This is a genomic window from Litorilituus sediminis (assembly GCF_004295665.1).
Classification (GTDB): Bacteria; Pseudomonadota; Gammaproteobacteria; order Enterobacterales; family Alteromonadaceae; genus Colwellia; species Colwellia sediminis.
The window spans coordinates 1,436,293-1,450,402 of sequence record NZ_CP034759.1 but is presented as its reverse complement, the minus strand read 5'-3'; the positions used below and the strand labels follow the sequence as shown (position 1 = coordinate 1,450,402).

Annotated in this window: 10 protein-coding genes; 6 read left to right on the top strand and 4 right to left on the bottom strand. The window is 40.0% G+C overall.

All coding sequences use genetic code 11. The features are described from left to right. Positions 1-217: 217 nt before the first annotated feature. The 4 genes from EMK97_RS06495 (at position 218) to EMK97_RS06480 (ending at position 6,122) form a co-directional block, all read left to right on the top strand. Positions 218-1,159, top strand: coding sequence for an ATP-grasp domain-containing protein (locus EMK97_RS06495; protein WP_130600523.1), 942 nt, complete (start codon positions 218-220; stop codon positions 1,157-1,159). After that, complete coding sequence (locus EMK97_RS06490; RefSeq protein WP_130600522.1) at positions 1,159-2,580, top strand: ATP-grasp domain-containing protein; 1,422 nt, start codon at positions 1,159-1,161, stop codon at positions 2,578-2,580. Before EMK97_RS06495 ends, EMK97_RS06490 begins: the two co-directional genes overlap by 1 nt. 9 nt (positions 2,581-2,589) lie before the next feature. Continuing rightward, the gene (locus EMK97_RS06485; protein WP_130600521.1) at positions 2,590-5,232 is read left to right on the top strand and encodes a M14 family zinc carboxypeptidase; all 2,643 of its coding nucleotides are present in this window, start codon (positions 2,590-2,592) and stop codon (positions 5,230-5,232) included. Positions 5,233-5,333: 101 nt separating this feature from the next. Next, on the top strand, positions 5,334-6,122 hold the full coding sequence (locus EMK97_RS06480; protein WP_130600520.1) for a hypothetical protein: 789 nt from the start codon (positions 5,334-5,336) through the stop codon (positions 6,120-6,122). Positions 6,123-6,181: 59 nt separating this feature from the next. Here the strand turns inward: EMK97_RS06480 and EMK97_RS06475 are convergent, their stop codons facing one another. Next, positions 6,182-7,024, bottom strand: coding sequence for a 2OG-Fe(II) oxygenase family protein (locus EMK97_RS06475; protein WP_130600519.1), 843 nt, complete (start codon positions 7,022-7,024; stop codon positions 6,182-6,184). Between the two features lie 314 nt (positions 7,025-7,338). On the opposite strand from EMK97_RS06475, the gene EMK97_RS06470 reads away from it, so the two are divergent. Then, a complete protein-coding gene (locus EMK97_RS06470; protein WP_130600518.1) occupies positions 7,339-8,889 on the top strand; it encodes a methyl-accepting chemotaxis protein in 1,551 nt (516 codons plus the stop codon). A 76-nt stretch (positions 8,890-8,965) separates the two neighbouring features. Here EMK97_RS06470 and EMK97_RS06465 read toward each other — a convergent pair whose 3' ends face one another. Then, complete coding sequence (locus EMK97_RS06465; protein WP_130600516.1) at positions 8,966-9,484, bottom strand: NUDIX hydrolase; 519 nt, start codon at positions 9,482-9,484, stop codon at positions 8,966-8,968. Between the two features lie 424 nt (positions 9,485-9,908). On the opposite strand from EMK97_RS06465, the gene EMK97_RS06460 reads away from it, so the two are divergent. Further along, complete coding sequence (locus EMK97_RS06460) at positions 9,909-11,918, top strand: methyl-accepting chemotaxis protein (RefSeq protein ID WP_130600514.1); 2,010 nt, start codon at positions 9,909-9,911, stop codon at positions 11,916-11,918. 75 nt (positions 11,919-11,993) lie between these two features. Here the strand turns inward: EMK97_RS06460 and EMK97_RS06455 are convergent, their stop codons facing one another. Then, the gene (locus tag EMK97_RS06455; RefSeq protein WP_130600512.1) at positions 11,994-13,088 is read right to left on the bottom strand and encodes a WD40/YVTN/BNR-like repeat-containing protein; all 1,095 of its coding nucleotides are present in this window, start codon (positions 13,086-13,088) and stop codon (positions 11,994-11,996) included. A gap of 101 nt (positions 13,089-13,189) precedes the next feature. Beyond that, on the bottom strand, positions 13,190-14,056 hold the full coding sequence (locus tag EMK97_RS06450; protein ID WP_130600510.1) for a LysR substrate-binding domain-containing protein: 867 nt from the start codon (positions 14,054-14,056) through the stop codon (positions 13,190-13,192). Between the last annotated feature and the right edge of the window lie 54 nt (positions 14,057-14,110).

Below are 14,110 nucleotides of genomic sequence, written 5' to 3'. Positions count from 1 at the left end.
GTCAACACGCCTTTGCTATTGCACAAGAGAAATAAGGCAGTTTGATTACATAAATGTGAAAGTTTTTCGCAAGTTTCATTTCGTCATATCACTGTAACAGAGCAAATTTAGGCTTGGCTTTAATGAGTGAAATTTAACCAGTAAAATTTAACCAGTAAAGAGATGAGGCTGTATAGGTTGTTAGCTGATATTTAAGTAAAAAGGAAAGGACTAAAGAATGTCGAGATATACGGTTGGTATGTGGATGTATAAAAATGGCGGTGGGCTTGCCATTCAAGATGAGATGATAAAACAGCTTAATGACAGAGATATTGCGGTGATACCCGATTTGAATTTAGCCAATGCCATGGCAAGTGATGGGCATATTTTGTGTAAAAAAGTGGCCATGGAGCAGTTAGATTTATTCTTCTCGTATAACGCCAGCAAGCAAACACAGTATCAAATGTATTTATATCAAATACTTAATGAGTCGGTGCCTTGTATTAATAATTTTCAGTCGTTTGCGCTAACCGAAGATAAATTTCGCACCGCACATAAATTAACGCAAGCTGGCATAGTAACGCCACAATATAAAATGCTTAAGCGTAGCGATAAACGTAAGCTGAAAAAAACCATGCAAGAGTGGGGCGGTAAGTTAATTTATAAGCCTGTTGATGGTTGGGGTGGTATTGGTATTGTAAAAATTGAAAATGAAAGCTCGCTCGACATGCTGTTCCCTTTTTTAGATCAAACCAATATTCCCTATTTTTATATCGAAAAATACATTAATTACGATATGACGGATTTTCGTATTGATGTGGTGGATGGGCAGTATGTTAGTTGTTATGGCAGGCGAGCGCCTAGTGATAGCTGGAAAACTAATGTTACCAGTGGCGGCAGTATTATGCTTAGAGAGCCAAGTATCGATGCGGTGGAGTTAGCAATTAAGGCAGCAAGCGTGACTGGGCTAGAAATAGCCGGCGTTGATTTAATTTATGATTTAGAGAAAGAGCAATATGTAGTGCTAGAGGTTAATGGCATTCCCGCGTTTGCCACGCCTGAGCAACAACAACTCGGTCTGAACTTTAATCAAAATAAGATAAACAAAATCGTTGATTTAATTGAGCGCAAAGTAAAACAAAGCAATGTCGTTAATTTACCTGTAGCGGGAGTTGCCTAATGGATAAGTCAGTACAACTTCCGAAAATTGGCTTTGTTTATTTAGATCACGTGATGCGTTTTTTTGATCGTTCTAATTTTAAAGGCTGGCCAGATAAAATAGACAGTGTTACCTATCATTGGGGCAATGATAAGCAGCGCTTTATCAATGAGGTTAAGCGCAAAGGCATTGATATTTTGATTGGTAATATTCCGGCAACGGCATATGAAACCTTTCGAGAAATTAGCAGGGCTTTACCAAACGTACAGTTTGTGCCTTCACTGGATGCGCAGTTTGCTAATAAATCTAAGGAAAATGTCACTCACTTTTGTAAAAAGTATCAACTGCCTATTCCTAAAACTGATGTCTTTTATGAGCTGGACGACGCCTTAAATTTTCTTGCTCAGTGTCGTTACCCTAAGATAATTAAAAAATCTTATGGGCCATCAAATTATGGCGGATATTTTGTTCATAAGGTGGATAGTTTTGCCGAAGCCAAGCTATTAATTGCTGAGAAAAAATACTACCCCGTTTATGTGCAAGAGTTTGTTCCTATGGTGGCTGATATTCGCGTCATGCTTATTGGTCATAAGCCTGTGTGCGCATTTTGGCGTCGCCCACCAGAGGGGGAGTGGTTAACTAATACCAGTCAAGGAGGGGCAATTGATTATAACAATGTCCCGCGTGCGGCATTAGACATTGCCCGAAAAGCCTCTAAAGCTGCGAACGCTGAATACTGGGCTTGCGATATTGCTTTAGGTAATGACGGTAAGTTTCGGATTTTAGAGTGTGCTACCGCGTTTGCCGCATTTCCTTATATTCGAGATTGGATTGGTCAGTATCTAATGTGGCTATTTAGCAATGGCCAATTTGCGAAACCCTATATCCCCCTGAATAACTGGGAAGAGTTGGGCAAAATTGATAGTAAGCTACTAAGAACCATGCGACAAATTGCTTTTTCTAAGCCGTCTTATAGTCAAGATTGTGGTGATAGCCTAGTTGAACAAGATAGTGCCATGTATCAGCTGTTACCTATGGAATTAAGAGCTTATGAAGAGTGGCCAAGTGAAATCTGGAATTTTCAAGACAATTACGTCAGTAAAGCCGTCGCTATGCTTTGTCAGCAAGTATGTGCTAGTGAAGAGCTCGGCTTAGAAGATAGCGCGGCCGATTTAACTGCGCAAAGCAAAGCCTTTATTAATTTGAGCCAGCAAGAGTTAGTAGATTTCTTTTATGCTATTAAAGGGGTGGGTAAGGCCTTAACAGGCTTGATTATTGAAGAGCTTGGCCTTAAGGGCACGCTGGATGCGTTAAATCAAAATCCGCACCAGCTATTAAAAGTAAAAGGCCTTAAAGAGAAGAAGTTACTGACAATAACTGAGGCTTGGCAAGCGTTCGTTAGTCAGCAAGTCAATGATGCCATGACAGATAAACTGCTATAGGAATTTGAGATGAAAAAGCAATATAACTCCTATCAAGACACTCTAGATTTTGTTGAAAAGTGCATGGCTGAGCATCCACACTTAATCAGGTTGCAAACCATAGGCACCACGTGGGAGAAAAGGCCGATTGTCTTAGTAACTATCTCATTAGATGTTGAGTATGCCGATAATAAGCCTGCTTTGTTATATACAGGTACGATTCACGCCAGAGAGTGGATAGGTAATGAGCTGGCAATTAAGTTTATTGATTATGTTATTAATAACTATCGATTTAATCCAAAATTAAAAGAAGCGTTAACACGTAATACCTTGTATATGGTGCCGTGTTTAAACCCCGATGGTTTTGAGTATTCCCGTAATCATTTTTCTTTTTGGCGTAAAAATCGCCGTGATAATGGTGATGGCAGCTTTGGGGTTGATTTAAACCGTAATTTTGCCGTGAAGTTTCGCCACTCTATGGATACCAGTGTTAATACTTATTCTGGCCCTCATGCTTTTTCTGAGCCGGAAACCTGTGCCATCAGAGATTTCGTCTTAGCGCATAGCAATATTACTTTAGCGCTTGATTATCACTCGCAAGGCAATGTCTTTTTTCCTGCCCATAAATTCAATCATGAGCATGAAATTGAAGGTACAGATCTTAATGTTTTGTGTGCCAATATGAATAGAGAAATTCATAAAGTAACGGGTAGAAAATACGGTATTCACCGGGGCAAACCGCCTGCGAATCTGATACATGGCAGTGGCCGCGAGTATTATTATTCACTGGGGATTTTATCGACTGTGGTTGAAGTGGGCACGCGTAATATTCCCGATTATTTAGTGAATATGTCGCAAAGTGTTGATGAAAATATTCCCGCGGTTTTACATGCATTATCAGAAGCAATTAATTATTGCCCGTTAGCGCCAACTAGGCCTGAACGTTTCTCAATCGCCAGTATTGATGATAACAGTGCCATGCTTACTTGGCAGTATCAAAGTGATGCTGAGGTCAACTTTGAGATATATCGAGCTCAGCAGCCGAAATCGCCCTGTAGTGATGAAACACTCGTTGCTATTACGGGTGATACCCAGTTTACCGATGTGCAACTAAAAAGTGGTCAGCCATATTTTTATAATATTAGGGCGGTAGATCGCGTCACTAAAATTAAATCAGGTTTTAGCCCGGAATTAAAAGTGAAAACTGAGCTGGCGGATGATGAATTCTCACGAGCAGTATTTCCCGCCAGTCATGAAGTAGGTTACCTTGGTCAATATACTTTAGATAAAAACAAAGAGCATTTCGGTCATAATTCTTTGTTTGTTGGCGTGAATAAACGTAAAGGCATCTGCTACGGGGTGATTGAATTTAATCTTAATAACATGCCAGAAGATGCCATTATTAAATCGGCGCGATTTTCTTTGTACCCTATGAATCGCGTAAATGCCAAAGTTGAAAATTTTGGCGAGTGGACGGTTTCTTTACTTGATGGTCAAGCGATTGATGATATCAGTAACTTTGAGCAAATTCACAATGCGACTCCGTTGCAAACATTAGGGCAGGCGATTGCTTCTGAGCAATTAACTCAGGGTATTTGGAGTGAATGGCACTTTAATATTGCTGAACGGCATTTATTAAAAAAGGCTATGGCTAGCGGTAAGGTCACTTTACGTATTGAAGGGCCTAAACGCTTACCTTTAGGGGCTGACTCGCAAATGATGCAATTTGATATTGGCTATGGTCAATTTGGTGCTGGCATTCATTATCGCCCTAACTTACAGCTTATTTATACCCGTAAACCCATTAAATTAGCATTAGCGCCATTAGCTACTAATACCATTACGCAAACAGATATTATCGAAGATAAATTGCAGTCTGGCTTTGATAAGCAAGGTGAAATCATTTACGGGCAAATGGCGTTTACCTTAGATGGCTTGCCCGATGCCGATAAAACCGTGATCACTGAAGCTTATTTGATTATGGGTAATAAAACCGCACTTAAAACTAAGCGAGATACGCGCTTTACTATTGAATTAGCTGATCTAAAAGATATAGATTATCACAGCGTAAAACAGCGCAAGAAACGCGAATTTATTGGCTATGAAGTCAGTAACCAGCAGTTAAAAGAAAAAGATACCCATTACTTTATTTTTGATAGTTACGGTAAATTGCATCTGCAAAAACTTCATGCGCAAAACAAACCTTGTTACTTAATTATTAGGGCAACAGCAGCTTCTGCTGAATATGATGAAGTGATTGATTGGGCTGGTGAAGGTGAGCATGAAAGCCCGCAGTTGGTGATTGAATACATTGAGCGGCGAAAAACACCGTTACCAGCGCCAACCTCCCTTAAAACCGATATTGAAAATGGCATGATCAAATTGAGTTGGCTTAACCCAGATGATAGTGATTTTGTCGGTAGCTTTGTGGTACGAAATCGTTTTCATCCACCGAAATCTCCTTATGATGGGGTCAAGCTTTATGGCGGCCCAGATAACTATACCTTTGATAACTTTGCCAATGCCAATATAGAAAAATACTATTCGGTATTTAGTTATGATGATGTGCCCAATTTTTCTGAGCCTGTGAGTGTGCACTATGTTGCCAGAGAAAGTTTCCCCATTATTGAGCAAGAATACCAAGTGCAAGACGGTGAAGAGGAAATTAATTAGCACTAGTTAATATTTACGAATATTTATGAATATTAGTTAGCGCAGCTAACTGTTTTTTACTAAGAAATAGCGCTTAACCATCAGGCTTCTATACTTTAGCTATGGTAGCCTTAAGTTTTGTTGATAGCGCTTATCTTAACAAGGTGACTATAAGTCTTATTGCTTATGGTCTTGCTGTCTTCATGCTCTTGCCCTTTGCTGTGTATTCACAAGAGCTTTGGGTTGGTAAAGCGTGTCCGGTAACTTTTGAGCAAGAGTCATTAGGCATTTTGGTGATTTCACAGCCATGGTTTCATACTAGCCGTTCTAACGCCGCTTATATTGCCTCAGATAATGCGACTGGCATTGGCGTTGAAATTCACTTTTTTGCTAATGCCAAAGGAGATACGCGTCATCAAAATATTGCTAATTGTCAGCAATATCGCATTGTTCAAGCAAGGCAAACCACAGCAAGACTTTTTGCCGGTGAAAAAGCACTGCAACTTGATTTACCCGAAGCTGCTAAAGCACCGTTTTATGATGCTGAAGCGCGAGAGTTTGGTCGCGGCAGTCATCAAACACCGATTGATGATAGCGATAAACCTTGGCAAGGGCGAATAAATAGAGCCTCCACCGTGGCTATTTACGATACACCATATGTTTCAGACTCTTATGGTCAAGAAGGACAAGATATTAGCGTGTTATTTGAAACATGTGTTGTTTGTCAGCGAGAGGCATCTGCAAGTAGTTTGCTTAGCTGTTTGCATTGGGGTTATCAGCGAGAGTTTATCGGCGGGCAAACCGGGTGGACTGAGCCTGAGGCGCTGAATGCGCAATGTCAATTAACTGGCTCAAAAAGCTTAGTGACAATTTTGCGTAATAAACAGGTACTATCTGACATTGAAAAATAAGGTGCTTATCGTTAAGCACCTTATTTTACTTGGCGTTATGGGCGTTATGGGCGATATGCCTAGTCTTTTACCCCTAACTCACGTAAACGCTCAAGTAAGTAGCTTGCTTGCGTGTGTTTTTCTGACAGAACAACTTCACTGCGCGGATGTAAAAACAATGGCAGGGAAATACGAGATTTACTGCTGCCTTTGCCCGTTGGATTGATTACTCTATGGCTGGTCGAGGGGAAATAGCCGGCAGATGCTTCTTGTAACATATCACCAATATTGATAATTAAATTACCAAAATCAGCAGGTACATCCATCCACTGACCGTTTTGCTGCTGCACCTGTAAGCCTGGCTCGTTAGCCGCAGGTAATATGGTTAATAAGTTGATATCTTCGTGGGCAGCCGCTCTGATTGCCCCTGGCTCTTCATCACCTGTTAATGGTGGGTAATGCAATACGCGTAATAAAGTGTTTGGCGTATCTTTGATCATGTTCGATAAGGCTTCAGAATAGTTGGCAGAGATATCGGCGGGACTATGCTTTTCAACCCAATCAAGTAATTCAGCGGCAAGCGCTGAGGTTAATTGGTAATACTCAAGAATTTCGTCTTTTAATGTCGCTGGAATGCGACCCCAAGGATAAACGTGGTAATACTCTTTAATATCTTTTTTGCTGTGACCTTTGGCGGTTTCTGAAATTTCAGGTGAAAAGTAGCCATCTTGTTTCTTAGGATCAAAGGCAAAGTTGTGTTTATCTTCACCATTAAAGAAGCTTTGCCAGTTTTTATAAATTGACTCAACTAAGTCTTGCTTGACTGGGTGATTAATTAAAACGCCAAAGCCAGTTTCGCGTAAACTTTGTACAAACTTCTCTGGGGCATCTTTAGCCGTGTAATCGACAACTTGAACTTGCATTATTTTCTCTTAAATTTCTTGACCATTTGGTAAGGTATTTTAGCTGATTTTTGATTATGTTCAACTTGGTTTAAAAAATAGTCGACTTTCGACTATTTTTTGCGTGACTAAGCCAGATTTAACAAAAATGTAACTAAACTTGTTGGAGACACTAGTAAGATAGTGATTAAATCGCTATGGTAAGTTTTTAGTGTTTTGGTTTTAAAGGGAATTAACTCTTTTTTGTGAGCTAGGCTTTGCTGTTTTCACTCAGGTGTTGAGTGTTATTGAGTTGTTAACTTTGTATTAAGTTTTTCATTAAAGGGGAATGTCCTTTGAGTAAAGAAGTAAAATTTAATGAATCCGAAATCCTCCTTTCCACAACGGATTTAGATAGTTGTATTAAATACGCAAACGATAACTTTTGCGATATTGCTGGTTACACCTTAGATGAAATGGTCGGCAATCCTCATAATATGGTTAGGCATGCTGATATGCCTAAGGCTGCTTTTGCCGATTTATGGCATTTTATTAAGTCAGGTAAATCTTGGATGGGGCCTGTAAAAAATCGCTGTAAAAATGGTGATTATTATTGGGTCAATGCTTTTGTGACGCCGATTAAAAATGAGCGTGGCGAAGTTTATGAATATCAATCGGTTCGCACTAGCCCTGAGCGAGAAGTGGTTGATAGAGCAACAGATTTATACTGCAAAATAAATAAGCAACAAACGCCGTGGCAAATTAAGTTTCAAACCGATATATCGCTTTGGCTGCAATTGCTCTTGATGGTAATGGTTGTTTTATCGCTAGCGACGGTATTTATATCTGATGCAAGCTTGTTTTTAACTATTCCTATGGCAGTTACGGCCTTAACCGGCTTAGTGGTATTTTCCTTATGGCGTAGTAAATATCGAGAAGTTGTACGTGAGGCTAAATCGGTGTTTGATAATCCGTTAATGAGTTATCTTTATTCAGGCAATAATGATGATATTGGCTCAATAAATTTGGCGCTGAAAATGCGTAAAGCTCAGCTTAATGCTGTGGTTGGCCGAGTCAGTGATGACTCTGCCTCTATTACTGATACCGCACGTCAATCCTCTGAACGTGGTAGCAATGTTGCCACTATTTTGAATAATCAACGCTGTGAAACTGAGCAAGTGGCGACGGCAATTAATCAAATGTCGGCAACCGTGCAAGAGATAGCGCAAGTTGTTACTACCGCCTCGAATAGCGCTCAAGAAAGTTTAAATATCAGTAATGATGGACAAGCTGTGGTTAAAGAAACTGTCGACGCTATAGAGGAATTAAGCGCACAGTTAAGTGAAGTTGAAAGCGCAATTGCGCGTTTGATCAATGGTAGTCAAGCAATAACGACGGTACTGGGTGAAATTAGCAGTATTGCCGATCAAACTAACTTGCTAGCACTTAATGCCGCTATTGAAGCGGCGCGTGCTGGTGAGCAAGGACGCGGCTTTGCGGTAGTTGCTGAAGAGGTAAGGGCGCTGGCGATGCGCTCGCAGCAGTCAACAGAAGAGATCAGCAAGTTATTAGGCCAGTTGCAACTTGAGTCTGATTCGGCAACAACGGCAATGACTAAAGGCAATGAGTTATCGAAAAACTGTGTTGAGCAGGTCAATAAAACCGGGGAGTCGTTGTCACGCATTACAGCTGAAATATCTGAGCTAGCCAATATTAATATTCAAATTGCAACCGCAGTAGAGCAGCAATCGGTTGTTGCTGAACAAGTGAATCAGAATATTGTCTCAATTAGCGATATGTCGGCTGAAAGCGAGGAACATGGCAAACATGCCGTGGAGCTTAGTCACAGTTTACTGGATAGGTTAAATCAGCAGCATAGCCTAGTTGAGCAGTTTAAAGGTAATTAATAGCACTCATGCTATAAAAAAATCAGCGCCTTAATGGTTTACCCCGTTAAGGCGTTTTTCTTTTATCTAGTTATGTTTATTCGAGTAAGCGTTCGACAATTAACTTAAGTAGGTATGTTTCACGTTCAATGGACATACCCTTTTTTTCGCTTGTTGCTATGGTTTCTTCATTGTGTTTAATGGCTTTGTGAATATTTATCCACATTGGCTTCATGCCATTATCTAATTCATGTAACTCAAATTGCGGCTGGTCTAGCTCTTCGTCAATAGTACAGGTATAGCAGTATGACAGCATGTGCACTATATCGTATCCTGGTTTGTACCAAGGCCTGAACTCTTCATATAGGCCAAAGGCTTTTATGTTCTGTATATTGCGAGCTCCGGTTTCTTCTTTTAGCTCTCTTACTAGGCCATCAATATGACTTTCACCGTCATCAATGCCACCACCGGGCAAGCTATAGTCGTGATAACGCTTGGTATAAAGGAGTAAGATATCATCGCCATTAAGCACTATAGCCCGACTGGCTTTGCGGGTAAAACTCGGTGCTGATTGATCCAAAATATCGGCATGTAAACTTGATTTTAATAACTGCATAGACAAGGATTATTACAGAGAAGATTGTTAGGTTTATAAGTTTAACATTGCTTATTGAGGCAAGTCGCTGTTTTATTCGATTATGTTTAATACTGTGAGTAAAGTGAGCTAAATTGACAGCTGGTCTGACAAATAATTTACTTTTTTTAAATAATAATTCATAAATAAAATATCTTTTCAAACTAGTGATTTAGCCAGATTTATGATGTTTTTTTAACAAAATATTAATAATAGTAAAGCCGTACTTTACTTATTTTTATTGGATATATCGTATACCATTTGTTATCTTTTAGATAATGATAGTAACAACTTTTAGCATAAAACGTGTTACTTTTAGCGAGAAAAGAGGGAATTTTTACGCTCTTAATGATTAATCTAGCAATGAGCAACATTATTGCGTTATTGCTACTTTTTTAGGTGTTTTATGAGTATAAAAAATTCGGTAACCTCTAAGCTTGTCGTGGCAACATCGGTTGGCATATTTATGGTGTTATTCCTTACCGCCATATTCACAGTTCGCTTTGTTAGCGAGCAAACTTCACAGCAACTAGCGAAAGAAATTGAAGGCTCACTTCGCCTTAATGCCGCAGGTATTGAAAACTACTTTGCTGAGCATATGACCCGTGCTGATACCATTTTTAGAAATACAGCGTTAATTAAATGGTTTGAGCAGCATAAAGATCGTGGTCAAAACCTAGATACCGACAGCTTTAAAGAAGTTCAAGCGGTATTACAACGTGAAGTAGACTTACGGGAAGATATTACCTCAGTGTTTTTTGGCTCAGCCTTTACCGGTGAGTATTTTGATCATGATGGTGTTTCTGTCCTTGAAGGTTATAACGTGCTTGAACGCCCGTGGTGGAATGAAGTCAAGGACAGCCAAAAATGGAATGTTAGCCGCGTTATTTTTGAACCCAAGTATGATGCTTTTTACTTATCGATAAACTTTCCCATTAATAACTTTAATAATCAGTTTATTGGTGTTGGTGGCTCAGATATTTACTTACACTCAATTGATGCCATTGTCTCAAAAATAAAGCACGAGGGGCAGGGGCAAGCATTCTTAATTGATAATAATAGCGACATGATAGTGTTTCCAGAAGAAAAGCTGGCGCATGTTAACGTTGCCAAAAGAGAAACCACTAACATTAAGCTGGATGAGTTAGATAAACAAGCATCGCACGATGGCTTTGCCCACCTAGCGCAGCAAATGAATCAGAATGAGTCGGGTCATAGTCGAGTAACTTGGCAAGATAAGCAATATTATGTGCAATTTAAGGCGGTGGCTTTACCTGAACTACAGCTTTCTTGGAAGTTGGCTATTATGGTGCCAGTTTCTTTTGTTGATGAGCCTGTTAATACCGCCATTACTTATTCAGCTTTGATCATTTTTGGCATATTACTGGTTAGTTTATTAGTGCTTTATTTAACTACGGCAAAATTACTCAATCCGTTATACCAAGTTAAATCGGCCTTAGTTGAAATATCAGGTGGAGCTGGTGACTTATCGCAACGTATTCCGGTAAAAAGCCAAGATGAAATTGGTCAATTGTCGATGGCTTTTAATGATTTTGTCAGTCAAATTCAAAAAATAGTTCGTAAGGTACAAGAAACCAGTGAATCGCTAAAAGATACCACAGCGCAAGTTGCTAACGTAAGTGAAGTGACGGTGGAAAAAACCAGTTCTTCGCAACATGAAGTACACAGAGCAACAGATACTGTCGCTCAAATGGCGGAAACGGCACATGTGATTAAAGAGCAGATTATCAGTGCTTCTGAATCGGCGCAAACGGCAAGTGAAACCTCTAAAAAGGGTCAAGGGGTGTTAAGTAATGCGATGTCTGGTTTAAGTAGCTTAAATAATAACTTTGATACTGCGGTACATACTATTGAAGAGCTAAGAGAAAGTAGCCACTCTATTGGTGAAGTAATGGATGTTATTCGCAATATTGCCGAACAAACTAACTTGTTAGCTTTAAATGCGGCAATTGAGTCGGCAAGGGCGGGAGAGCATGGTCGAGGCTTTGCTGTTGTTGCGGATGAAGTTCGACAACTTGCTAAGCGTACGCAAGAGTCAACGCAAAGTATTCAAGACAATATTACTGATTTACAAGCGAAAGCCAAAGCCGCTGAAGACAGCATGCAGCTTACTCGAGGCCAAGTAAATCAGTATATGGATGACACCAATGTTGTCCATGAGCAACTGTCAGAAATCACAGAGGTGGTTAATGAAAATCAGCAAAACATGAAAGAGATTGTTGATATTACCCAAGAGCAAGATAATGTATCGCAAACCATTAAAAATGTGATGCAACATGTTGATGATATTGGCGATCAAACCAGCTTGGAAGCACAAAGGCTAATGACTATATGTGGTGAGTTAGAAGAGAAAACTAACCGCTTACAAGAGCTAGTAGAGCGTTTTAAGATTTAACTTTTGAAGAGATTTTTACTGTGAGTCGTTGGCCTAGTATCTTTTAAGTTAGGGTCAATACTCACAGGGTCAGCACTATTGTGGTGTGCTTTTATTTGACCTGGCAAGTTCAATAACGGCCACTTTCCCGTTAGCGCCGGCTGCCAAAAACTGATGGTTATCACTGGTTAAGGTAAAAAAGCCCCAAGGGCTGTTAAATTGCTTGGCATCACTGGCTATTTTTTGCCAAGAATTACCATGATCGTTAGATATATCGATACCAGTTTTGCCTAAACTAATGCAGGTATTCTGTTGGCAAGACATTGCGGTTCTTAAGCCATTGTTACTGCCAGCAATGCTTTGTATTTCACCTTGATGTAATTTAACCATATTGGTGTAGTGAGCGCTGCGCTGTAAATAATCGCCACCTATAACAAAAACCTGCTGTCGCGAATTTAACGCTAGCGCATAGCCGCCCGCTGTTTTGCTTTCTTGATATAAAGGTATTGCTTGACGCTGCCAAGTTTCGCCAAAATCGTTACTAAAATAAAGTGAGGCCGATAAACCGCCGGTAGTAAACCAAGCCTGACCATTTGTTCCGACAATTATGGTATTGCCACTGGCAGCAAAGCCAACTTCATTTGCTTTTATCGTCGGTAATTTATGCTGAGCTATGCGTCGCCATGTTTTGCCGCCATCAATGGTTTTTTTGATCACAAAGTAGCCATCAATAGGGTCGGCCATTAATAAGCCTGTAGTATCATCCCAAAAGGCAATAGAATTAAAAAAGCCTTGCGGGTGTTGGTTTTGATAAAGCAGTTGCCAGCTCGTGCCGCCATCTTGAGTTTTATATAACACTGACTGCTCGCCACTACCGGCTCCCATAACAATGGCGGTATCTTTATCAAATACTTGGATATCGCGAAAATCTGTACTGATATTGCTTGCAACTGATTTATCTTGCCATGTTTTACCCGCATCTTGGCTGGTAAATACGTGATTGTTTTGCCCGGTTAGCCAAAAGGTATTTTGCTTAATGGCACTGCCACGAAAAGCAACCTTGGCAGGTAACTGATAGTAATGCCATTGTAAGTTTGCTTGAGTTTTATCTGTTGCACAGGCAGTTTGGCAAACAAATAATGTCAGGCAAACTAGCGCCGACGATACTAAAGTGCTTAGCGAAGGTGTCAAAATAAAGCCTCTTGGTCATGAGTAAAAGTAAAGTGTTGATCGGATACTTTATACGTTTTGCAGGATGTTTTCGCAATAAATTTATTTAGCTTAACCTCTGGTTAGCTTAGTTGCTCTTTTAGGTAATCAAGTAATAGTCGCACTTTAGGGGAGAGTTGTCGGTTATACGGATGAATTGCCCAGACCACTTCATCGGGCTCTTGGTAGTTATCTAAGATAGAGATGAGCTGAGCAGATTCAAGATAGTCGATCACGTAGTAATCGGGTAGTTGTACTATGCCAAGCCCTTTTAAAGCAGCATCAACTAAGGCTTTGCCATTGTTATACCTGAGTGAGCCATTGATCCGCATGGTCACTTCTTTACCATTTTGATGAAAGCGCCAGTAATCACGACTTGCTAATAAACAGTTATGTTGCCTTAGTTCATTTAAGCTATGCGGTGTACCATAAGTTTGTAAATATTGTGCTGAGGCGCATAGGAATACTTTGCGCTGGGTGAGTTTTGTTGCCATTAAGCTGGAGTCTTTAAGCTTACCTATGCGAATGGCAAGATCAAAGCCTTCATCTACCAAATTTAGCCTTTGATTACTTAAATGTGCGTCAATGCTTATCTCAGGGTAACTTAGCGCAAAATCATTAATGAGCGGCAGAATTTTTTGTTCGCCATAGGTGACAGGAGCGGTGAGCTTTATTTTACCTTGTGGCTTTTTTTGTAAGTCAGCCAGAGCATTTTCGGCATCTTTTAGGTTATCAAGCACTTGGCGACAGTGTTGAAAAAAAATATCGCCTTCATAAGTTAACGATACCTTACGAGTAGTGCGATAAAAAAGTTTTACATTGAGCCTTTGCTCTAGCTCATTCACTTGCCTGCTTACTTGCGCTGTTGAAATAGCCAAGGCTTTGGCGGCCAGAGTAAAGCTGGCATGCTCTGCTACCGCAACAAACTCACTAATACCTTGCCAGTCCATATTATTACCTATATGTAAAAGTAAATTGTTAAATAACTATATTATCACTTGTGT